The sequence below is a fragment of the Bradyrhizobium sp. USDA 223 genome, from assembly GCF_044909005.1.
Taxonomy (GTDB): domain Bacteria; phylum Pseudomonadota; class Alphaproteobacteria; order Rhizobiales; family Xanthobacteraceae; genus Bradyrhizobium; species Bradyrhizobium yuanmingense.
Map to the genome: position 1 here is coordinate 7,406,858 of NZ_JBIYDR010000001.1, position 20,183 is coordinate 7,427,040.

Here is a 20,183-nt window from a genome sequence, read left to right on the forward strand (position 1 = left end):
TTTCACAATTTGTTGTTGGTCCAGAACCGGCTCCCGCCTCATTGATTGATGAAAATCGACGGGAATCGGGAAGGATCTGACATGCGGACAGAGCGGATAGCGCTGGGTGTCGTGCTCGCGATCGGCGGCATCGTCGCGCCGGGCGCAGCATTCGCCCAAGAATATCGCGGGACCATGGAGCAGCAGATGGCCTGCACGCCGGATGTCTGGCGTCTCTGCAGCGATCAGATTCCCGATGTGAACCGCATTGTGGCCTGCCTGCAGCAGAATACGCCGCAGCTTTCGAGCGGCTGCCGCGCGGTATTCCAATCCAACAATCAGATGCCGCCGCAGCAACAGGTTCCGCGCGGTCGCGCCGCTCCGCCACCACGCTACATTGCTCCGCCGCCTCCACAGCGGCCTTACGACGAGGACGAATAGCGCCGCTCAGGGCCTGTGCTCGCAGACGTCGACCCATTCAGCCGCGGTCAGCTCGGCCATCCGCTCCGGTGTGATGCGCACCGCGCTATGGGTCGAGCCGGCAGCCGGCACCACGACATCGAAGGCCTTCAGCGAGACGTCGCAATAGATCGGCAGCGGCGACTTCAGGCCGAAAGGGCAGACGCCACCGACCTCGTGTCCGGTGATGTCGGCGACTTCCTCCAGACCCAGCATCTTCGGCTTGCCGCCGAACTGCGCCTTCACCTTCTTGTTGTCCATGCGCGAGGTGCCGCTCGCGACGATCAGGATCACGCGCTCGCCGATCCGCAGCGACAGCGTCTTGGCGATCCGTCCCGGCTCGACGCCATAGGCTTCGGCCGCCAGCGCCACGGTCGCGGAGCTGATCGGGGATTCGATGACGGAGATGTCGGGGGCTTTCTCGGCGAAGAAGGCGCGAACGGATTCCAGGCTCATTCCGGGCAGCTCATTCCAATCTTACAGGCGGGCAACGACCCCTAAGCGATTCTCGGCAGCTCGGAGAGGGCGCGGACACGATGATCCGGCGCAAAGCCGAGCTCATCCATCTGGGTGCGGATCGCCTTGAACATGGTGAGCGGTGCCACGAGTTCGTTCTCGACGCAAGCCAGCGCCATCGCTTCGGGCGTCACCCGCTCGATCCAGGCAACCTTCAGTCCGAACGATTTTGCCCCGGCGGCGTCCCATGGATTGGAGGAGACGAACAGAACCTCATCAGGCGCGGTGCCGAGCACCTCGCCGATCAACTCATAGGCCTGTGGGCTCGGCTTGAAGATCTTCTTCGCGTCGACGCTGATGCTGGAATCGAGCAGGAGGTCGAGCCCGGAATTGCGCACCAGCGCATTGAGCATGTCCGGGCTGCCGTTGGAGAGGATGGCGAGCTTGCGTGGTCTCAAGGCCGCAAGCGTTTCCGCCGCATCCGGATAGAGATCGAGATGCAGATATTTCTCGATGACGCGCTCGAATGCCTGGCTCTCATAGACGAGCCCGAGCACACGCAGCGTATAGGCGAGGGAATCGCGCGTGACCGCGTCAAAATCCTGGTAAGCTTGCATCAGCGAGCGCAGCCAGGTGTATTCGAGCTGCTTGATGCGCCAGACCTGCGTGATGATCTCGCCATAGCCCGGAAACGCATCCTCGGTGACGTCAGCGACCGACTGGATGTCGTAGAGCGTGCCATAGGCGTCGAAGACGACGGCTTTGATGGGCATTGGCTGTCCTCCCGGGGTTGTGGTCACAGGAACTCCGATTGGGGCGTGCGTATAATTCGTCAGCTTACCAGAGCAATGCGGATATGTGTGTCATGCAAGCGTGACCGGTGGCTGCGGACCCGAGCTCAGTTTGTGATTTCAAGACTAGCCGCAACGTTCTCGCCTGTTCGGGTGAGCCGACGCTTTCGTGTTGCTTCCATGGCAGAGGAAAGGTCGTGGACCAGCTCCTTTAGCGCCGGCGCAAGCTGTGCGGTATTCACGACTTTAATGATGTATGGAGGCTTGAGCGCATTCATGCCTCCTCCAAAAATTGAGTCCAGGAAGGCACCGGCCGTGTCGCCATGCCACTCCGGTGCTCCTATCGCAACCTTAAGTGCGGACCGAAAATCGGATGCTGTATTCCAGCTGCTAGCATCGAGTTCTATAGTGACAATAGTCATTTCGATGTCGTCCGCCGCGCGTTTCTGATGCACCAAGGTGGCTACAAAGTCTCACCACGCCCGAAGCAATAATCTCATCTTGCCACTTTCATGGCTATTGCGCCAACTTCCGCTTGGGCCCAGCAGGAACGTGCTGCGCTTCCGCGAGAGGACCGGCTACCGAGAGTATTGCGGGCACCAACGGAGCAGGTAGTAATCTGTGACCCACAGGTCGGCCAACGAATGACTCGGACTAATTCATTCACGCTTCTGCTTGTGCTGGCAGCAGCCCTTCATCCGCTCGTCACGTCTGCGCAAGAACAGAGCTGTCTCGGAATTCGCTGCCGCGCACATGCCCATTTCTAACCTGCGATAGGCCGCGGGAGGGAGCTACGGTCGTTTCGGCGCATGTGATCGCGGTCTCAAGAGAATGCTCGAACGAAATCCTCTCAATGCGGATTGATGATGCGAAAGCCCGGGATCTTCCGGCATCATCGAGGTCAAACTTGGCGGTTGCATTTCGTTTGCCGGTCAAGTGGGTGATTTAATCCGGGTCGCATTATTTGAACGACCTCGTCCCGATAGGAAGCGATACCGCTTCGCCTGTAATGTTTGGTAGGTGAGCTTGTGATCCCAGCCGGTCTCAGAGCCAGTCACGCCAGCGCTGCTGAAGGGCAGAGCAGACCTCGGACGGAGTCTTGCGCAAATCAAACGGTCGGCTGACGTCCTGGCCGCGGCCAGGTCGCCCTTTCGGCAAACACCCGGCTGACCTCCGCCATGTGCTCGGTGCCCCACGTGCAGAGCGGCACCAGCGCTTCGGCGAGGCTCTGGCCCAGAGGCGTGAGGCTATAGTCCACCCGCGGCGGCACCTCCTTGTAGTCGGTCCGCTTCACCAGGCCATCGGCCTCCAGCTCCTTGAGCTGCTGGATCAGCACCTTGTCGCTGACGTCGCGTATGGCGCGCCGAAGCTCGCCGTAACGGGTCGGTCCGTCCTGGGCGACAAAGTACAGGATCAGCGGCTTCCACTTGCCCGAGACGACCCGCAAGGTCGCGTCGAGGCCGCAGGTGAAGCCGGGCAGGTTCGGTGTGCAACGTTGGACGTCTGCTTGGGCTTGCGCCGGCGGGGAGATGAGGTCTGAATGGTCTGACGACATTTTTGGGTACTTACCAAAAGGTGCATACTTGTGGTTAGGTAGGTAGGCCGCCAGCTCAGTGCAACCTCAATGAAGGAGCACATCATGAGCAGACTACAAGGCAAGACGGCGGTGGTGACGGGCGGTGGAACGGGCATCGGGCTCGGAGCCGCCAAACGGTTCGTCGATGAGGGCGCATTCGTCTATCTCTTCGGGCGGCGGCAGGAGCCGCTCGACGCTGCGCTCGCGCAGCTGGGGTCCGCGGCGCGCGCCGTCAGGGGATCGGTCACCGATCTGTCCGACCTCGACCGGCTGTATGCGACGGTGAAGGCCGAACGCGGCAATGTCGACGTCCTGTTCGCCAATGCCGGGACCGGCGCGTTTGCGCCGCTCGGCCAGATCACCCCCGAGCACTATGATCAGATCTTCGATGTCAATGTGAGGGGGCTGGTGTTCACCGTGCAGAAAGCCCTGCCGTTGATGCGCAGGGGATCGTCGATCATCCTGACCGGCTCGAGCACGGGCGTGATGGGGACGCCGCAATTCAGCATCTACAGCGCGACCAAGGCGGCGATCCGCAATCTCGCGCGCAGCTGGGCGCTGGACCTGCGCGGCACGGGCATCCGCGTCAACGTGCTGTCGCCGGGACCGACCAAGACCGAGCTGGCGCTGGAGGTCGTGGGCGAGGAAGCCTTCGATGCACTCGGCAGCGCCACGCCCATCGGGCGCGTCGGCGACCCCAGCGAGACCGGCGCGGTGGCCGCATTCCTGGCGTCCTCCGACAGCAGCTACATGACGGGCGGCGAGGTTTTCGTCGATGGAGGCCTCGCGCAGGTCTGACGCAGCTTGAGCGCGATGGGCGCCGACTGCCTCCACAGCGTCATGGCCGGGCTTGTCCCGGCCATCCACGCCGTTCCACGCAGCACAAAGAACGTGGATGCCCGGGACAAGCCCGGGCATGACGAGCTCTGTGATAGAGTAGAAAGCGACCTCGGAACGCAGGTTAGAGATCCATCAATGAAGGATGATGTCAGTAGTCAACCATTGCTGGTCGAGGTCGCCATCGAGGCAGCGTCTCGGGCGGAGCATGAGAAGCTCGTGACGGCGCTCGCCAGGCTCGCCGCCGAGGACCACTCGTTCATGGTGTCGCTCGATCCCATGTCGGGTCAGACTGTGCTGAAGGGGGTGAGCGAAGGTCATCTCGCAGGCAAGATCGACGTGCTCAATCGGGCCGATGGGATCGCCGTCAATGTCGGCGCGTTGCAGGTCGCATTTCTGGAGCGCCCAACCACACGGGCAGAGGTAACTTACACGCACAAGAAGATCTGTGGCCCTAAAGGCGACTTTGCCGCCGTCAAGCTTGGTGTGGGACCCATCGATTCCGGGAAGGGCTTTCACTTCGAGTCCAAGATCGACGAGAGCGTGCTACCGAGGAAGTATCTCCCTGGCGTCGAGAAAGGTGTGAAGGACGTCCTCGCTTGCGGCGTCGTTGCGGGCTTTCCGGTGATCGATGTCGGGGTCGAGCTGATCGATGCCAAATATCACGATGTCGACTCATCGGTACTTGCCTTCGAGGTCGCTACGAGAACAGCCTTTCGCGAGGCCCTGAACATGGCGAAGCCGGTTCTGCTCGAACCGATCATGAACGTCGAGGTGGTGACACCGGCAGCCTTTGCAGAAGCCATCGCCGACGATTTGCGATTGCGTCGTGGGCAGGTTGGCGTCACGAAGGTCGAGAACGACATTGTCGCGATCGACGCGATCCTGCCGCTCATGACCATGCTTGGCTATACGAACAGTCTTGGCTTGATGAGCGAGGGGCGAGCGACCTACACCATGCGCTTCGACCATTACGCTGCAATTCCATCGCCGGGGGGTGATCCGCCGTTTCGCCCAGCGATCGGGATGCGCGCTTGAGGCCCGCAATGTCCGCGCGCGCAGTCGCGGCAAGCGGCTCCGCCGACTTATAAGGACGCCTAGATCCCTAACAGCTTCCTTGCGTTCGCCTTCAGCACCTTCGGCCGGATCTCGTCGCGGATGTCGATCTTGGCGAAATCGGACAGCCAGCGGTCCGGCGTGATCACCGGCCAATCGGAGCCGAACAGCATCTTGTCCTGGAGAATCGAGTTGATGTAGCGCACCAGGATCGGCGGGAAATACTTTGGCGACCAGCCCGACAGGTCGATGTAGACGTTCGGCTTGTGGGTCGCGACCGAGAGCGCCTCCTCCTGCCAGGGGAAGGAGGGGTGGGCGAGGATGATCTTGAGGTCGGGGAAATCGGCCGCGACGTCGTCCATGTACATCGGGTTGGAATATTTCAGCCGCATGCCCATGCCGCCGGGCATGCCGGAGCCGACGCCGGTCTGGCCGGTGTGGAACAGCGCGATCGCGCCGCCATTGTTGATCTCTTCATAGAGCGGATAGGCCATGCGGTCGTTGGCGTAGAAGCCCTGCATGGTCGGATGGAATTTGAAGCCGCGCACGCCGTATTCCTCGATCAGCTTGCGCGCCTCGCGGGCCCCGAGCTTGCCCTTGTGCGGGTCGATCGAGACGAAGGGGATGAGCACGTCGAGATGCTCGGAGGCGATCTCCAGCATCTCCTCGTTCTTGTAGCGGCGGAAGCCGGTCTCGCGCTCGGCATCGACAGGGAAGATCACCGCGGCGATGTTCTTGGAGCGGTAATAGGCCGCGGTCTCGGGCACGGTCGGCGGATGCTTATGCGGCGACTTGAAATACTCCGCCATCTGCGCCTGGAAATCGTCATAGCCGTCGTCGGGATGGGTGCCGCAGGGCTCCTCGGCATGGGTGTGGATGTCGATGGCGACGACTTTGTCGATATCAGGCAGCTTCAGCTTCGGCATGGGTGTCCTCCCGACGGGTTGCCGAATTGATTATAGGATATAACGAATTTGGCAAGGCCGCGTTGGAGGCCCTTGAAGTCACTGCAAGAAAATCGGGCCGATCCGGCCGCTTCTACTGTGCATGGGGTTGTTTTCACGTTTTGCCGGGCCGCACGGGCAGTTAACATTGACATGACCTCCCGCCATGCCTTAAGAACCGCTCCGTCCCGGGCGGTCGGTCTGCCAGCGGGAAAAATCTCATTTTGCCACATTCGCGCGTGCCGAAACGGTAGTGCCGAACACGGCCTTTCGAACGTTCAGGATTCTGCCATGAAGGTCCGTAACTCGCTGAAATCGCTGCGCGGTCGCCATCGCGCCAACCGCCTGGTCCGCCGCAAGGGCCGGGTCTATGTGATCAACAAGGTGCAGCGCCGCTTCAAGGCGCGCCAAGGCTGATCTGAGCGGCTGACCACGCCCGGCCGGGCGCTTTCGCGCGCCCGCAAGACCACGGTCTCACACGAGTTTGACGCCGCCTTTGCTTTGCAAGGGCGGCTTTGCGCGTTTAGACTTGCACCATGGCAGTGAGATTCCGTTTCGCGCGCACTCTGTGTCTGGCCCTCGTGCTGGGAACCGCCGGCCTTGCTCCGGCCGCCCTGGCCCAGCAGGTCGAGCCGCCCGGCAAGCAGAAGAAGCTGCCCGAGGCGCCGTCAAAGCTGCCGAAGGTCGACCGCAGCAAGAATCTCGATTTCCTGTTCGGCGCGCTGAAGGCGGCGCCCGATGAGGCCAGCGCCAAGCATGTCGAGGCGCGGATCTGGGCGATCTGGCTGCAGACCCCGAGCGACACCGCCGCGCTCCTGATGTCTCGCGCCAAGACCGCGGTCGATGCGAAGAAGATCGACGTCGCGATCAAGCTCCTGGATTCGATCATCAAGCTCAGGCCCGATTACATCGAGGCCTGGAACCGGCGTGCGACGCTCTATTACATGCAGAACGATTATGGCCGCTCGCTCGCGGACATTCAGCAAGTGCTGATCCGGGAGCCCCGCCATTTCGGCGCGCTCGCCGGCCTCGGCATGATCATGCAGGAGGTCGGGGACGAGAAGCGCGCGCTAGATGCCTACCGCAAGGCGCTCGCCGTCAATCCGCACCTGGAAAAGATCCCCGACCAGGTCAAGGCGCTGACCGAGAAGGTCGAAGGCCGCGACATCTAGCTATAACTCGATCATTTCTTGAGCGATCGCGGCCGCCGCGGATTAACCACGATCCGAGCCGGGGCGTCGCAAGGACTATTGCGGGGCCTGTTGCAGGCCTACCTGCATGGGAGGAGCGAAAGCCATGAAGCATTTGATGGTCACAGCGACATTGCTGCTCGCGTCGGGGACGGTGAGCTTCGCCGACGGACTGTTCTGGGTGGTCGGCAATCGTGCCACCGGCAAATGCACCATCGTGACCAGCAATCCAGTCATCATTGGCGACATCTGGTTCGGCGACGGTCCCTACAAGTCCAGGGCCGATGCCAAGCTTGCGCGCTCGACGATTCGCGTCTGTCCCCCGGTCACGCCCGAGGAAGAAAAGCAGGAGGAGGGGGCGAACTAGGCTGCGCTTAATGCAGCACGCTGCTGCCGCGCTCGACCAGGCCGCGGTCGGCGGCTGCGGCGTAGGCCTTTGCCAGCTCGGTCTCGAGATGCTCGTTGATCAGGAGCAGCGCCCGCACGGCACCGCGCAGGTCGCCGTTGCAGCTCGCGACGATTTCGTCGATTGCAGTATCGTTCGATCTGAAGCTCATCGAAAATTCTCCGGTTCAAACCAGGACAATCCTGCCGGTCTTTCCCGCATCCCCTGATGTTGCGAGGAGGATCGGCGCCCACCCGCGCCTAGATGGCGGAACCGACCATGGCGATTATATGGAAGCTGCGATGACGCCCGCATGAAGCTGGTCCGAAGCTTGCGTGCGGCTTTGAACATCCCTGATTTCATTGAGTTTTCTCGATCGGCAATTATGCACATATCCACAGCCCCTGCATTTTCAGTGGAAGCGCGCACCGCCGGCGGCGAAACTGCCGACCGAGCAGACCCGTAACTGCCCCGTGCCCAGGATCACCCGGATTCTCTCCATGATCGTGATGTCAGTCGTGACGGCGCTGGTCCTGCTGGCGCTGCTCACGCAGGCCGGAGTCGTCGCCGTGCAGCGGGCCTTTCCGCCGCAGGGGCGCATGATCGAGGTCGAGGGCGCCGCGCTTCACGTCGTCGAGCTCGGCCCGCGCGAGGCCGCCCCGCCGATCGTGATGCTGCACGGCGCGAGCTCCAACCTCGAAGCGATGCGGCGGCCGCTCGGCGATCTCCTCGCGAGGGATCATCGCGTGATTCTGATCGACCGCCCCGGCCATGGCTGGAGCACGCGCGCAAGCCGGCAGGATTCGACGCCGCAGATTCAGGCGCGCATGATCGACGAGGCGCTCGGCAAGCTCGGGATCGATCGCGCGGTCTTCGTGGTGCATTCCTGGAGCGGCGCCCTCGGCGCGCGGATCGCGCTCGATCACCCGCGCCGCGTGGCGGGCCTCGTGATGCTCGCGCCCGTCACGCATCCCTGGCGCGGCGGTGTCGGGCGCTACAACGAGATCATCGCAACGCCCGTGATCGGCCCGCTGCTCGCCTACACGATCACGCTGCCGCTCGGCTATTTCATCACCGAAGCCGGCGCCCGCAACGTGTTCCTGCCGCAGACCATGCCGGATGGTTTCGTGCAGGACTCCGCGACGCCGCTCTTGCTGCGCCCGCGCGAGTTCATTGCCAATGCCTATGATCTGGTGACGCTGAAGGAGTCGGTCGCCGCGCAAGTCGCGCGCTATGGCGAGATCACGGCGCCTGTTACGATCATCGCCGGCGAGCCCGACAAGACGGTGAGAACCAATATCCACGCGCGTCCGTTCGCCGCGGCTGTGTCGAATGCAAAGCTGATCGTGCTGCCCGATCTCGGCCACATGGTGCAGAACGCCGTGCCGGATCTCGTGAAGGCGGAGATCGAGACGATGATCGGACACATCGCCCCGGCGCAGGCGGTTGCCGAATAAAGCGTTTTTCGAGCGAGGTGGAAACCGGTTCGCGCGAAGAAACGCGTCAGAACAAGAAAGCCAGAGCTTCAATTCCGATCCGATCAGAACCGAAGCTCTAGCGTCCGCCTCGTGCGCTTACTGCTTGATCTTCCCATCCTTGTCGTATTGGGCAAGGAAGGCCCAGAGATTGGTGATCTCTGTCTCGTTCTTGATGCCGGCGAACGCCATCTTGGTGCCGGGGATCTTGGCCTTGGGGTCCTTGATGTATTCCTTGAATGTGGCCTCGTCCCAGGTGATGCCGGAATTCTTGTTGGCGTCCGTGTAGCTATAGCCCTCAGCCGTGCCCGACTTGCGGCCGTTGAGGCCGTTGAGCTCCGGGCCGACCTTGTTCTTGGCGCCTTCGCCGATCGCGTGGCAGGCCAGGCACTTGTTGAACGATGTCTTGCCGGCCGCGACATCCTGCGCCATCGCGGCGGGTGCGGTGGCAATGACGGTGAGGATCGTCAGCGCGCCCAAAGTCAGTTTTGTCATAGTGTGCTCTTCGTCTCTTCCCGGGTCAGATGGAGGGTCGTGGTTTTGGCAGGTCCGATGCAAGTGGACAAGCCGCGAAACTTTGACAGGTTTCCTGCTAGCAGACTTGCCCCAGAGAGAACTTGCGCTGCAACAAAGCAATGCGACCTTCGGAGGACCTACCCAAAGACGACAAGACATGATTGATTTGCCGAGATAATTCCATCCGTCGGACGAAGGCTTCTTAAAATGGCCATCATGATGCCCGCAAGCGACCAGGCCGTGCTGGCGCGTCGCAGCGAAATCGTCGCCGCCTTGCGCGCAATCGTGCCGGGCGAGGGCGTGATCGACAGCCTCGCCGAGATGCGGGCCTATGAATCCGACGGGCTGACCGCGTATCGGCAGCCGCCGATGGTCGTGGTGCTGCCGGATACGACCGAGCAGGTCTCGCTCGTCCTGAAATATTGTGCGGCGCAGAACATCAAGGTGGTGCCGCGCGGCTCCGGCACTTCACTGTCCGGCGGCGCGCTGCCGCTGGAGGACGGCGTGCTGCTCGGCCTCGGCAAGTTCAAGCGCATCCGCGAGATCGATTTCGACAACCGCGTCGTCGTCACCGAGCCCGGCGTCACCAATCTCGCAATCAGCCAGGCGGTCGCCCATGCCGGCTTCTACTACGCGCCCGATCCGTCCTCGCAGATCGCCTGCTCGATCGGCGGCAACGTGGCGGAAAATTCTGGCGGCGTGCACTGCCTGAAATACGGCATGACCACCAACAACGTGCTCGGCTGCGAGATCGTGCTGATGAGCGGCGAGATCCTGCGCATCGGCGGCAAGGGCTGCGAGAATCCCGGCTATGACCTGATGGGCGTCATCACTGGTTCCGAGGGCCTGCTCGGCGTCATCACGGAGATCACGGTGCGCATCCTGCAGAAGCCGGAAACGGCGCGCGCGCTGATGGTTGGCTTCGCGCAGGTCGAGGCGGCCGGCGAATGCGTGGCACGCATCATCGGCGCTGGCATCATCCCCGGCGGCATGGAGATGATGGACAAGCCCGCGATCCACGCCGCGGAGGCCTTCGTCCATGCCGGCTACCCGCTCTATGTCGAAGCGCTGCTCATCATCGAGCTCGACGGGCCCAAGATCGAGGTCGACGAGCTGATCACGCGCGTCGAGGCTATTGCGAACGCTTGCGGCTCGACCACCTGCCAGATCTCGACTTCGGAGGCCGAGCGCAACCTGTTCTGGGCCGGCCGCAAGGCCGCATTCCCCGCCGTGGGCCGCATCTCGCCCGATTATCTCTGCATGGACGGCACCATCCCGCGCGGCGCGCTGCCGAAGGCGCTGGCGCGCATCCGCGAGCTCTCGGAAAAGTACCAGCTCGGCTGCGCCAACGTGTTCCACGCCGGCGACGGCAATCTGCACCCCCTGATCCTCTACGATGCCAACAAGCCCGGCGAGATCGAGCGCGCCGAAGCCTTCGGCGCCGACATCTTGCGCGCCTGCGTTGAGTTCGGCGGCGTGCTCACCGGCGAGCACGGAGTCGGCATCGAGAAACGCGACCTCATGCCCGACATGTTCAGCGAGATCGACCTCAACCAGCAGCAGCGCCTGAAATGCGCCTTCGACGCGAAGGGCCTGCTCAATCCCGGAAAAGTATTTCCGACCCTGCACCGCTGCGCCGAGCTCGGCCGCATGCACGTCCACGCGGGCAAGCTGGCGTTCCCGGATTTGCCGCGGTTCTAGGCCGCCTACTGCGCCAGCGCCAGGATGCCGCCGGCAAATGCGTGCCACGCCGCCGTTTCGCTGACCGGCCAGTTGAGCACCTTCACCGCCAGAAGCGCGAGCGTGCCCGTGATGTACACCGGATGCACGCGGCCCTCGGCGCGCCAGTCGCGCACCATGGCGACGACGAGCAGAAGGGAGGCGACGACAGCAGGCGCGATCGTCACAGGCACCGGCGGCGGGCCGGGCGGTCCTGATGGTGCGAGGAAGGTCAGGAACCAACGCGCGATCGCGGCGTCGAGGATCGAGACCGCCGCGAGCAGCATCAGGCGCTTGTGAACCTCGAGCCTGCGCGTGTTCATGATGGCGAGCACGAACACCACGGCAAAGAACGCGATGCCGCTCAGCGGCACGATCGAGAAGGCGATGCCCGCATCGGCCTGTCCCAGCGCCGCAGCCTTCTTCATCGACGCTACGGAAGCGAAGAATCCGAAAATGACCATCGCGGTCGCGAGCGAGACGCCGACGATGCCGCACGAGCGGTGGTTGACCACACGGCCCGAGGCGGCGAGCCAGGTCTGGAGCACGAAATAGAGCGACCAGGTGAAGAACAAGAGTCCGTGAAAATGGATCACCGGGCTTGCGGAGAATGTCCGGTGAGCGAGCGGCACCCAATAGGTCGGTGCGAAGCCGAGAAAGGCAGTGGCGGCGCAGGCGAGCGCCATGTGAAGATAAAAATATCGTGCAGGCGAGGCATCACGCGCGCGTACACGACGGTCGTCAATCAGGGTCGTCATCAGGGGTGAGTCTGGAAAGGCGGCGTTTGGTTCAACGTCTCCCCGTCCACCCTCCGGTGTCGTCCCGGACAAGCGTAAGCGCAGATCCGGGACCCATAACCATAAGGCGTAGTTGTATCGCTCGCCGGCAACTCCGCGTCTTCGCCAAACAGAATTTCGTGGCTATGGGTCCCGGATCTGCGCGCGCTTTGGGCGCGCTTGTCCGGGACGACAGCGGAGGTTAACCCCCCGCACTCAATTCTGCGCGATCGAGCTCCTCCTCGAGCCGATGAAACGCATCGTCGCCGATCACCTCGGTGGCGCGCAGGTCGAAGATCGCCTTGCGCGCGGCCTCGATAGCGCGGCGGCGCAGGGGATCGGCGGGCAGTTCGCTGTTGCTGATGCCACCGTTGGGATCGGTCTCGGCCTGCATCAGGATGGCGCGATATTCGAGCCGCAGGATCTCCGCCTCCTCCGACGGATCGCTCTCGATCGCATTGAGCGCGGCACGATAGGCCACGGCGCGGCCGCGGGCGACCTCGATGCCGACCGGATCGTCGTCCTTGAGGTTGAAAGCGAGGATCAGCGGCCGCAGCGTCAGGCCCTGGATCACCAGCGATCCCAGCACCACCGCAAACGCGATGAAGACGATGAAGTCACGATAGGGAAAGTTTTCCGGCAGGGCGAAGGCGGTGGCGAGCGTGACGAGGCCGCGCATGCCGCACCAGGAGATGATGAGCCCGCCCTTGGGCGAGGCCACCTGCTGCGGATCCTTGGGGTGATAGAGCCCCTGCGCGATCAGCACCCGCAGGCTCGTGCGATAGAACGTCACCCAGAACAGGCGTACCAGGATCACCGTAAGCAGGATCCAGGCGGCGGCCACGCAGTATTCCCAGCGCACGTCCGCATCCAGCCGCGTCCAGATCGGCCGCATCTGCATGCCGATCAGCATGAAGGCGAGCACGTTGAGCACGAACACGGTCGTCTCCCATACCGCATAGGACGGCACCCGCAGCCGCGCCGGGATGCGCGCCGGCGCGGTGCGCGCGACCGTGATGGCGTAGACCACGATGGTGAGGATGCCGGAGAGACCGAGATGCTCGGCGGCGATCCAGACCATGAAGGTGGTGGCGAACTGCACGATGAAGGCGCTCGGCGCCTCCGTCACCCGCTCCATGAACAGCGGAATGATGCGGCCTGCGGCCAGACCCGCGATGACGCTGCCGACCAGCGCCAACGCCATGGTCGGGGCGACCTGGCTCCAGGTCAGATGCTCGGTGGCGACCGCGCCGACGGCGATGCGATAGATCAGCAGCGCACTGGCATCGTTGAGCAGGCTTTCGCCCTCCAGCACCTTGACCATGCGGTGGGGCAGCTTGACCTGGCTCAGGATAGCAACCGCAGCGGCCGCATCCGGCGGCGCCACGATGGCGCCGAGCGCGACCGCGGCGGCCCAGGGCATGTCGGGCATCAGCCGGTGCGCGACATAGGCCACGGCGGCCGTGGTCAGGCCGACCGCGGCCACCACCAGGGTCGAGACCGGAACCCAGTTCTTGCGAAGGTCGCGCAGCGACGTGTCGAAGGCGGCATCGAGCAGGACCGGCGCGACAAAAAGGGCAAGGGCGAGGTCCGGCTCCAGCGTCCAGGACGGGCTCGACGGCACGAAGGCGATCAGCGCGCCGCCGATGGCGAGAAAGGTCGGGTAGGGCACCTTGATCCGCCGCGCCAGCGCCGATAAGCCGACCGCGCCGAGCAGCAACACAATGATCCATTCGAATGTCGACACGATGATCCCCGAAGCCGATTTCAGCGGCGCCACAAGCTAGCACCAATCCGGCCGTATGATGGATAGTGCGGCTTCAAGGCCAGAGCTTAACATCGACGACAAGGCTCGACTGCAACGCATGCGTTTTCTCATTCAACTGATCGGCGCCGGACTGCTCTATGCGCGCTCGTTCGCCCCGGCCGATGCCGTGACCGGCGGCGAGCCGGTGGCTGTGACGCAGGTCGATGTCGCGCCCTGCCTCGCCGCGGCCGCAGCCGATGACATGGACAAGGCCGCCACGGCCTGCGCCGAAGTGATCGACAACGAGAAGACGACGAAGGGCGATCTGATCAAGGCCCTGATCGCGCGCGGTGCGCTCTATGCGCGGCACGATCAGGTCGACCATGCCATCGCCGACGACAGCCGTGCTCTTCTGCTCGATCCCGGCCTTGCCGACGTCTTCAATGCGCGCGGCGAACTCTGGCTGAAGAAGGGTGACAAGCCGAAGGCGGTGCAGGATTTCGGCGCAGCGCTCAGGATCGATCCGAACCACGAGAAGGCCAAAGCCAATCACAAGGCGATGGCGCGCGAGATCGAGCGGATCGGCGCGCAGATGGCGGTCGCCGGCAAGCCCAGCTTCAATTGCGGGCGAGCGCGTCGGGCGGTGGAACGGGCGATCTGCGGCAATCGCGAACTCGCCGATCTCGATCGCGAGGTCTTTGCCTCCAATGCCCGTGCGATCCGGGAGGCGCGCAATGCGGCCGAGGCCAAAGCGCTCCAGCGCGAGCAGGACGAGTTCATCGCGCGCCGCAATGCCGATTTCGGCCGGCCGGGATACGATCTGAAGAAGGCGATGCAGCAGCGCTTGCAGCGGCTGAACGGTGTGGATGGATATTGAGACTTTCGCCTCTCCCCGCAAGCGGCAGGGCAATCGCATTTGAATATTGCGGGGGTCGTCATGCCCGGGCTTGTCCCGGGCATCCACGTTCTTTGCGCCGTGTGGAAAGGCGTGGATGGCCGGGACAAGCCCGGCCATGACGCTGTGGAGACAGCCGGTGCCCATAGCCACATCTCATATGCGATAGTCCTGCCCAAGCAGGGCGAGGGAGAGCCGGCAGCGCTCCGTCCCTCCCAGGCCCGGTTTGAACCCATCGCTTGCCAGCTGCGACAACGGTGAGAACCCGACGTCACGGAGCCCTATGTCATGTGCGGCACTCACGCCTCCGCGCAAGCGCTTTCGCCTGCCAAAATCTCGCTTCGCGCCCTCTTTCTCGGCGCGGCCATGAGTTTCGTTCTCGCGGCTCCCGCCGCGGCGAGCACCGAGTGCGTGCTGGGAAGCAAGGCCACCCCGGCCGAGTTGATCTCCGCGTGCAGCGCCATCATCGACCAGACCGCCAATTCGGCCGCCGAACGCAGCGCGGCCCTCGTCGTCCGCGCCGAAGCCAATGCGCAGACCCTTGGAGGCCAGTCGCAGGCGCTGCGGGATCTCGACCGCGCCATCGCGCTCGACGGCAAGAACGCGAAGGCCTGGCGCGTGCGTGGCGACCTCCTGCGCGAGGCCGGCGGCGACCTCAATCGCGCCGCGGCGGATCTGACCAAGGCGATCGAGCTCGACCCGCAGGATGCCGAAGCTTACGAGCTGCGCGGCGTCGTCTACACCAATCAGCGCCGCCTCGACCGCGCGCTCGCCGATTACGACCAGGCGATCAAGCTGAAGCCAGACGATGCGCAAGCCTGGTCCGACCGCGGTGTGGCCTATTATCTCGGCGGCGACAACGAGAAGGCGATCAGAAATTTCGACGAGGCGCTGCGGCTCGATCCCAACCGCGCGCGTACCTACACCAATCGCGGCGCGGCCTACAAGAAGCTCGGCCAGCTCGACAAGGCGGTCGCCGACGACGGCGAGGCGATCAGGCTCGACCCGAAGGTGCCGGAATATTACGACAACCGCGGCCTGACCTATGCTGCGATGGGCGAGTACGACAAGGCGATTGCCGATTACGACCAGGCGATCCGGCGGGAGCAGCGCGCCAACTTCCTGACCAACCGCGGCGATTCCTACCAGTTCAAGGGCGAGCTCGGGGCGGCGCTGAGCGACTACGAGGCTGCGCTCAAGCTCGATCCGAATTTCGCGAAGACCTACAATAACCGCGCGGTGCTCCACAAGAAGATGGGCGAGCGCAAGAAGGCGCTGGCCGATTATGAGACGGCGCTGAAGCTGGATCCTGGCAACGAGAATGCAGCGAACGGCCGCCGCAGCATGATTGCCGAGATCGCCAGGTTCGGCGCGGCGTCGCCGGGCCCAATGCATGCGCGCTCGGCCGACGATAGCGGTCCTTCGTTCAATTGCGCCACCGCCAAGCGCGAGGTCGAGAAAGTGATCTGCGCCGATCCGCAGCTCGGCGTGCTCGACCGTCAGATCGCCGAGACCTATGAACGTGTGCTGAGGGCTTCCAAAGGACGTTCCGCTAGCGACCTGCGCAAGACCCAGCGCGAGTTCCTCACGACGCGCAATGCGAGCTTCCGCCGCCCCGGATACGATCTGAAGAAGATCATGCAGGACCGCTTGCAGCGGGTTGAACGCGATGGAGAGCTGAAAGGCGAAGGAGCTGAAGCCTTGCGGCTGGCTCCGTAACCTCTCCCGCCTGCGGGAGAGGTCGACGCGCTCGGAGAGCGCGGCGGGTGAGGGCTCTCTCCTCTGGGGGACCTCATGAATCTTGCACGATCCCAACGCGGAGACACCCCCACCCCAACCTCCCCCGCAAGCGGGAGAGGGAGCCGACTGCCGATGCCGCGCAAGCTTCACACCTCTCCGCCAAAAAACCCATCCTTTTCAGCTTGAACCGCGGCCCGTTCCCGGGAAAATGGCTCCAAACAAGGCCGGCAATTGATCCTGGTCATGGCGGGGCGCCTGTCCTGCCACGAGGTTCAAGCCAGGTGAATAAAGGGAACGGGAGCGCGGGAATGAATATCCAGGGCAAAAGCCGTTATCACGAGGTCCACGCGCGTTCGCTGGCGGATCCGGAAGGGTTCTGGGCCGAGGCGGCCAAAGAGATCGACTGGATCGAGCCTGCAACGAAGATCTTCGATCCCTCGCAAGGAACCTACGGCCGCTGGTTTGCCGGCGGCGTCGTCAACACCTGCTACAACGCCCTTGACCGCCACGTCGAGCGCGGCCGCGCCGACCAAGTCGCGCTGATCCATGATTCGCCGCTGACGGGCTCGGTCACCAAGCTCACCTATGCCGAACTGCTGAACGAGGTCCAGGCGCTCGCCGCAATCATGCAGGATTTCGGTGTCGCCAAAGGCGATCGTGTCATCCTCTATATGCCGATGGTGCCGGAGGCGGTGGTCGCGATGCTCGCCTGCGCGCGGCTCGGTGCGGTGCACTCGGTGGTGTTCGGCGGCTTTGCCGCGAAAGAGCTTGCCACCCGCATCGACGATGCGCAGCCCAAGCTGATCCTGTCCGCCAGCTGCGGCATCGAGCCCGGCCGCATCGTGCAGTACAAGCCGCTGCTCGACGAGGCGATCAAGCTTGCCAGCAGCAAGCCGAAAGCCTGCATCGTGCTGCAGCGTCCGCAGCTCACCTGCGAGATGACGCCGAGCCGCGATTACGACTGGGCCAGCCTGCGGCGCAAGGCGCTGAACGACGGCAAGCGCGCGGCTTGCGTGCCTGTCGCCGCGACAGACCCGCTCTACATCCTCTATACCTCGGGCACAACAGGCGTGCCGAAGGGCGTCGTGCGCGACAATGGCGGGCATCTCGTCGCGGTGAAATGGTCGATGTTCAACCTCTACGGCGTCAAGCCGGGCGAGGTCTGGTGGTGCGGCTCCGACATCGGCTGGGTGGTCGGCCACAGCTACATCGTCTACGGCCCGCTGCTGCACGGCGCGACCACGATCATGTACGAGGGCAAGCCGGTCGGCACGCCCGACGCCGGCGCGTTCTGGCGCGTGATCTCCGAGCACAAGGCGGTGGCCTTCTTCACCGCGCCGACGGCCTTCCGCGCCATCCGCAAGGACGACCCGGAAGGGAAATTCATCCGGCAGTACGACCTCTCGAAATTCCGCACGCTGTTTCTCGCCGGCGAGCGTGCCGATCCGCCGACCGTGGAATGGGCGGAGCAGCAGCTGAAGGTCCCGGTGATCGACCATTGGTGGCAGACCGAGACCGGCTGGTGCATCGCCGGCAATCCGGTCGGCCTCGGCATGTTGCCGGTGAAGCACGGCTCGCCGACGGTGCCGATGCCGGGCTATCAGGTCGATGTCGTCGACGAGGCGGCAAAGCCGGTCGGCCCCAACACCATGGGCTCGATCGTCATCAAGCTGCCGATGCCGCCGGGCTGCCTGCCCACGCTGTGGAACCAGGACGCGCGCTTCAAGGAGGCGTACCTGAGCGAATTCCCCGGCTATTACAAAACCTCCGACGCCGGCTACAAGGACGAGGACGGCTATGTCTTCGTGATGGGCCGCACCGACGACATCATCAACGTCGCCGGCCATCGCCTCTCCACCGGCGGCATGGAGGAGATCCTGGCCTCGCATCCCGATGTCGCCGAATGCGCCGTGCTCGGCGTCAAGGACGCGATCAAGGGCGAGGTGCCCTGCGGCTTCCTGGTGCTGAAGGCAGGCGTGAAGCGCCCGCCGGCCGAGATCGAGAAGGAGATCATCGCGCTGGTGCGCGACAAGCTCGGCCCGGTCGCCGCGTTCAAGCTCGCCATCACCGTCGGCCGCCTGCCCAAGACGCGCTCCGGAAAGATCCTGCGCGGCACCATCAAGAAGATCGCCGACGGCGAATCCTGGACAATGCCGGCGACGATCGAGGATCCCAAGGCACTCGAGGAGATCGGAGAGGCGCTGAAGGGACGGATGTGAGGCGAAGCGTCATCCCGGGGCGGGAAGGGCGTTGCTTCACCGCTCTCCACTGTCATCGCTGCCTGTGCGGGGAACGACAGCGAGCGTGGAACGGCGTCCAGGGACTTACAATCTCCGCATTCCGCGCTAAACAGGGCCGGCCGATAGGGAACCTCGTATGCCACTTGCCGCCGCGCCACGCCTGCTGACCGCCTTAGCTTTCGCCGTCGCTCTCTCCGCCTGCTCGGCACGCTACCAGAATCCGGTGGCGGCGGGCGGCGATGATGACGACGCCGTCTGCCAGAGCCGGGGATATGCGCAGGGCTCGCCGGATTACGTGGCCTGCCGCAAGGACCGCGACGTCCAGCGCAACGCGGCCACCGCGCGCGCCGACCGCCGCCAGCGCGATCTCGGCGAGTACATGCTGAACAACCCCGTGCGGCCGTAAAGATAGCGCTCCCCGCCTTCTACGTCATTGCGCGCTGCGCTTGCAGTGACGGGATGGCTGAAGTTCTCTCGCGACAATCGAGCAAAAAACGCGGCAGTTTTTCCTGCCGCGTCTTGCCTGATGCATAATCGCGAACGAAGTGCGGAGCCTTACTCCTCCTCGTCCTCGTGCTTCTTGCCGCCGAGCGTCTTCAGCTTGGCGAACACGGCGTCGACGTTGAGGTCGTCACTGGACTTCTCCGCGGGCTCGTACTCGTCCTTGCGGGTGGTCTCGGAGGCCGGCAGCAGGGTGGCGCCGCCATAGGCTGCGTCGATCGGCTTCTCCTTCGCCGCGCGCTGCACCTCGAAATCGAGCTCGATCTGCGAGCACAGACCGAGCGTGACCGGGTCGATCGGGGTCAGCGCCGAGGTGTTCCAGTGGGTACGGTCGCGCACGCTCGCGATCGTGCTCTTGGTGGTGCCGACCAGGCGCATGATCTGGGCGTCCTTGAGCTCCGCATGGTTGCGCAGCAGCCAGAGGATGGCGCTCGGGCGCTCATGGCGGCGCGAGACCGGGGTGTAACGCGGGCCCTTGCGCTTGGGCTGGGGCGGCAGCACCACCTTGCTCTCCTGGAGGCGGAGCCGGTAGTCCGGGTTCTTCTCGCCCTTCTCGATTTCCTCGCGGGTCAGCTGGCCATTGGAGAGGGGATCCATGCCCTTGATGCCCTGGGCCGCGTCGCCGTCGGCGATGGCGCGCACCTCGAGGGGATGCATCTTGGTGAAATCGGCGACCTGGTCGAAGGTCAGCGCGGTGTTGTCGAGCAGCCAAACGGCGGTCGCCTTGGGCATCAGAGGTGCGTTGCTCATGGCAAATCTCCTTTGTGCTTCGCCCACCCCTCTGGAGGCGAAACCGGTGGTCATCAGCGATGACAGGGAATTCGCGCTATATAAGCCCGGAGGGGGTAGCCATGCAATGGTTCTGCTATAGATAGTGCCTTGACACCGCCCGAAAGGGGGC

At 63.9% G+C, this 20,183-nt stretch carries 21 protein-coding genes and 1 pseudogene; 12 read left to right on the forward strand and 10 right to left on the reverse strand.

Going from position 1 to position 20,183, the window contains the following annotated elements:
• Positions 1-81: 81 nt before the first annotated feature.
• Complete coding sequence (locus tag ABIA40_RS34485) at positions 82-420, forward strand: hypothetical protein (RefSeq protein WP_157283186.1); 339 nt, start codon at positions 82-84, stop codon at positions 418-420.
• A 6-nt stretch (positions 421-426) separates the two neighbouring features.
• Here the strand turns inward: ABIA40_RS34485 and ABIA40_RS34490 are convergent, their stop codons facing one another.
• From ABIA40_RS34490 to ABIA40_RS34505, 4 genes are all read right to left on the reverse strand, one after another.
• Complete coding sequence (locus ABIA40_RS34490) at positions 427-894, reverse strand: YbaK/EbsC family protein (protein ID WP_157283085.1); 468 nt, start codon at positions 892-894, stop codon at positions 427-429.
• 41 nt (positions 895-935) lie between these two features.
• A complete protein-coding gene (locus tag ABIA40_RS34495; protein ID WP_404545703.1) occupies positions 936-1,667 on the reverse strand; it encodes a haloacid dehalogenase type II in 732 nt (243 codons plus the stop codon).
• A 125-nt stretch (positions 1,668-1,792) separates the two neighbouring features.
• Positions 1,793-2,107 (reverse strand): hypothetical protein, encoded by a 315-nt coding sequence (locus ABIA40_RS34500; protein ID WP_275497763.1) that lies wholly within the window; start codon positions 2,105-2,107, stop codon positions 1,793-1,795.
• 686 nt (positions 2,108-2,793) lie between these two features.
• Entirely contained in the window at positions 2,794-3,165 is a 372-nt protein-coding gene (locus ABIA40_RS34505; RefSeq protein WP_275498095.1) for a helix-turn-helix domain-containing protein, read from the reverse strand.
• A 159-nt stretch (positions 3,166-3,324) separates the two neighbouring features.
• Between ABIA40_RS34505 and ABIA40_RS34510 the strand changes: the two genes are divergently transcribed.
• Together ABIA40_RS34510 and ABIA40_RS34515 are read left to right on the forward strand one after the other, a co-directional pair.
• Positions 3,325-4,059: an SDR family NAD(P)-dependent oxidoreductase gene (locus ABIA40_RS34510; protein WP_275497764.1), complete on the forward strand. Its 735-nt coding sequence runs from the start codon at positions 3,325-3,327 to the stop codon at positions 4,057-4,059.
• A 177-nt stretch (positions 4,060-4,236) separates the two neighbouring features.
• Entirely contained in the window at positions 4,237-5,136 is a 900-nt protein-coding gene (locus ABIA40_RS34515; protein ID WP_404545705.1) for a hypothetical protein, read from the forward strand.
• 59 nt (positions 5,137-5,195) lie between these two features.
• On the opposite strand, the gene ABIA40_RS34520 is transcribed toward ABIA40_RS34515, so the two are convergent.
• On the reverse strand, positions 5,196-6,080 hold the full coding sequence (locus ABIA40_RS34520; RefSeq protein WP_128266238.1) for an amidohydrolase family protein: 885 nt from the start codon (positions 6,078-6,080) through the stop codon (positions 5,196-5,198).
• A 309-nt stretch (positions 6,081-6,389) separates the two neighbouring features.
• Between ABIA40_RS34520 and ykgO the strand changes: the two genes are divergently transcribed.
• The 3 genes from ykgO to ABIA40_RS34535 all read left to right on the forward strand — a co-directional run bounded on the left by ykgO (position 6,390) and on the right by ABIA40_RS34535 (position 7,655).
• Positions 6,390-6,515, forward strand: a complete 126-nt coding sequence (ykgO, locus tag ABIA40_RS34525) for a type B 50S ribosomal protein L36 (RefSeq protein WP_006611362.1) — start codon at positions 6,390-6,392, stop codon at positions 6,513-6,515.
• Between the two features lie 119 nt (positions 6,516-6,634).
• Positions 6,635-7,270 (forward strand): tetratricopeptide repeat protein, encoded by a 636-nt coding sequence (locus ABIA40_RS34530; RefSeq protein WP_157283076.1) that lies wholly within the window; start codon positions 6,635-6,637, stop codon positions 7,268-7,270.
• Positions 7,271-7,394: 124 nt separating this feature from the next.
• Complete coding sequence (locus ABIA40_RS34535; RefSeq protein ID WP_404545708.1) at positions 7,395-7,655, forward strand: hypothetical protein; 261 nt, start codon at positions 7,395-7,397, stop codon at positions 7,653-7,655.
• A gap of 7 nt (positions 7,656-7,662) precedes the next feature.
• Here ABIA40_RS34535 and ABIA40_RS34540 read toward each other — a convergent pair whose 3' ends face one another.
• Positions 7,663-7,845: a hypothetical protein gene (locus tag ABIA40_RS34540; RefSeq protein WP_028180446.1), complete on the reverse strand. Its 183-nt coding sequence runs from the start codon at positions 7,843-7,845 to the stop codon at positions 7,663-7,665.
• 328 nt (positions 7,846-8,173) lie between these two features.
• On the opposite strand from ABIA40_RS34540, the gene ABIA40_RS34545 reads away from it, so the two are divergent.
• Positions 8,174-9,130 carry an alpha/beta fold hydrolase gene (locus ABIA40_RS34545; RefSeq protein ID WP_157283072.1) on the forward strand — a complete coding sequence of 319 codons (957 nt, stop codon included), beginning with the start codon at positions 8,174-8,176 and terminating at the stop codon, positions 9,128-9,130.
• A 117-nt stretch (positions 9,131-9,247) separates the two neighbouring features.
• Here the strand turns inward: ABIA40_RS34545 and cycA are convergent, their stop codons facing one another.
• The gene (cycA, locus tag ABIA40_RS34550; protein ID WP_157283070.1) at positions 9,248-9,643 is read right to left on the reverse strand and encodes a cytochrome c-550 CycA; all 396 of its coding nucleotides are present in this window, start codon (positions 9,641-9,643) and stop codon (positions 9,248-9,250) included.
• Positions 9,644-9,871: 228 nt separating this feature from the next.
• Here cycA and ABIA40_RS34555 point away from each other — a divergent pair, with 228 nt between their 5' ends.
• The gene (locus tag ABIA40_RS34555) at positions 9,872-11,365 is read left to right on the forward strand and encodes an FAD-linked oxidase C-terminal domain-containing protein (protein ID WP_404545711.1); all 1,494 of its coding nucleotides are present in this window, start codon (positions 9,872-9,874) and stop codon (positions 11,363-11,365) included.
• Positions 11,366-11,370: 5 nt separating this feature from the next.
• Here ABIA40_RS34555 and ABIA40_RS34560 read toward each other — a convergent pair whose 3' ends face one another.
• Both ABIA40_RS34560 and ABIA40_RS34565 read right to left on the reverse strand, forming a co-directional pair.
• Positions 11,371-12,141 carry a hypothetical protein gene (locus ABIA40_RS34560; RefSeq protein WP_404545712.1) on the reverse strand — a complete coding sequence of 257 codons (771 nt, stop codon included), beginning with the start codon at positions 12,139-12,141 and terminating at the stop codon, positions 11,371-11,373.
• A 220-nt stretch (positions 12,142-12,361) separates the two neighbouring features.
• The gene (locus ABIA40_RS34565; protein ID WP_404545714.1) at positions 12,362-13,939 is read right to left on the reverse strand and encodes a cation:proton antiporter; all 1,578 of its coding nucleotides are present in this window, start codon (positions 13,937-13,939) and stop codon (positions 12,362-12,364) included.
• An 85-nt stretch (positions 13,940-14,024) separates the two neighbouring features.
• Between ABIA40_RS34565 and ABIA40_RS34570 the strand changes: the two genes are divergently transcribed.
• The 4 genes and pseudogenes from ABIA40_RS34570 to ABIA40_RS34585 all read left to right on the forward strand — a co-directional run bounded on the left by ABIA40_RS34570 (position 14,025) and on the right by ABIA40_RS34585 (position 19,187).
• Positions 14,025-14,783 (forward strand): tetratricopeptide repeat protein, encoded by a 759-nt coding sequence (locus ABIA40_RS34570; RefSeq protein ID WP_404545715.1) that lies wholly within the window; start codon positions 14,025-14,027, stop codon positions 14,781-14,783.
• A gap of 306 nt (positions 14,784-15,089) precedes the next feature.
• Positions 15,090-16,482: pseudogene (locus ABIA40_RS34575) on the forward strand (tetratricopeptide repeat protein).
• A 367-nt stretch (positions 16,483-16,849) separates the two neighbouring features.
• A complete protein-coding gene (locus ABIA40_RS34580) occupies positions 16,850-18,760 on the forward strand; it encodes a propionyl-CoA synthetase (protein ID WP_157283058.1) in 1,911 nt (636 codons plus the stop codon).
• Between the two features lie 157 nt (positions 18,761-18,917).
• Complete coding sequence (locus tag ABIA40_RS34585; RefSeq protein ID WP_404545717.1) at positions 18,918-19,187, forward strand: hypothetical protein; 270 nt, start codon at positions 18,918-18,920, stop codon at positions 19,185-19,187.
• A 149-nt stretch (positions 19,188-19,336) separates the two neighbouring features.
• Here the strand turns inward: ABIA40_RS34585 and ABIA40_RS34590 are convergent, their stop codons facing one another.
• A complete protein-coding gene (locus ABIA40_RS34590) occupies positions 19,337-20,032 on the reverse strand; it encodes a DUF1013 domain-containing protein (RefSeq protein ID WP_035997500.1) in 696 nt (231 codons plus the stop codon).
• Positions 20,033-20,183 lie beyond the last annotated feature (151 nt).

Bases quoted from the DNA above. Each gene is read 5' to 3' on its own strand.
- ABIA40_RS34510 (WP_275497764.1), top strand. From the start codon at position 3,325: ATGAGCAGACTACAAGGCAAGACGGCGGTGGTGACGGGCGGTGGAACG.
- ykgO (WP_006611362.1), top strand. From the start codon at position 6,390: ATGAAGGTCCGTAACTCGCTGAAATCGCTGCGCGGTCGCCATCGCGCC.
- ABIA40_RS34485 (WP_157283186.1), top strand. From the start codon at position 82: ATGCGGACAGAGCGGATAGCGCTGGGTGTCGTGCTCGCGATCGGCGGC.
- ABIA40_RS34520 (WP_128266238.1), bottom strand. From the start codon at position 6,080: ATGCCGAAGCTGAAGCTGCCTGATATCGACAAAGTCGTCGCCATCGAC.
- ABIA40_RS34530 (WP_157283076.1), top strand. From the start codon at position 6,635: ATGGCAGTGAGATTCCGTTTCGCGCGCACTCTGTGTCTGGCCCTCGTG.
- ABIA40_RS34585 (WP_404545717.1), top strand. From the start codon at position 18,918: ATGCCACTTGCCGCCGCGCCACGCCTGCTGACCGCCTTAGCTTTCGCC.
- ABIA40_RS34580 (WP_157283058.1), top strand. From the start codon at position 16,850: ATGAATATCCAGGGCAAAAGCCGTTATCACGAGGTCCACGCGCGTTCG.
- ABIA40_RS34560 (WP_404545712.1), bottom strand. From the start codon at position 12,141: ATGACGACCCTGATTGACGACCGTCGTGTACGCGCGCGTGATGCCTCG.
- ABIA40_RS34540 (WP_028180446.1), bottom strand. From the start codon at position 7,845: ATGAGCTTCAGATCGAACGATACTGCAATCGACGAAATCGTCGCGAGC.
- ABIA40_RS34535 (WP_404545708.1), top strand. From the start codon at position 7,395: ATGAAGCATTTGATGGTCACAGCGACATTGCTGCTCGCGTCGGGGACG.
- ABIA40_RS34555 (WP_404545711.1), top strand. From the start codon at position 9,872: ATGGCCATCATGATGCCCGCAAGCGACCAGGCCGTGCTGGCGCGTCGC.
- ABIA40_RS34490 (WP_157283085.1), bottom strand. From the start codon at position 894: ATGAGCCTGGAATCCGTTCGCGCCTTCTTCGCCGAGAAAGCCCCCGAC.
- ABIA40_RS34570 (WP_404545715.1), top strand. From the start codon at position 14,025: ATGCGTTTTCTCATTCAACTGATCGGCGCCGGACTGCTCTATGCGCGC.
- ABIA40_RS34515 (WP_404545705.1), top strand. From the start codon at position 4,237: ATGAAGGATGATGTCAGTAGTCAACCATTGCTGGTCGAGGTCGCCATC.
- ABIA40_RS34545 (WP_157283072.1), top strand. From the start codon at position 8,174: ATGATCGTGATGTCAGTCGTGACGGCGCTGGTCCTGCTGGCGCTGCTC.
- cycA (WP_157283070.1), bottom strand. From the start codon at position 9,643: ATGACAAAACTGACTTTGGGCGCGCTGACGATCCTCACCGTCATTGCC.
- ABIA40_RS34590 (WP_035997500.1), bottom strand. From the start codon at position 20,032: ATGAGCAACGCACCTCTGATGCCCAAGGCGACCGCCGTTTGGCTGCTC.
- ABIA40_RS34500 (WP_275497763.1), bottom strand. From the start codon at position 2,107: ATGACTATTGTCACTATAGAACTCGATGCTAGCAGCTGGAATACAGCA.
- ABIA40_RS34495 (WP_404545703.1), bottom strand. From the start codon at position 1,667: ATGCCCATCAAAGCCGTCGTCTTCGACGCCTATGGCACGCTCTACGAC.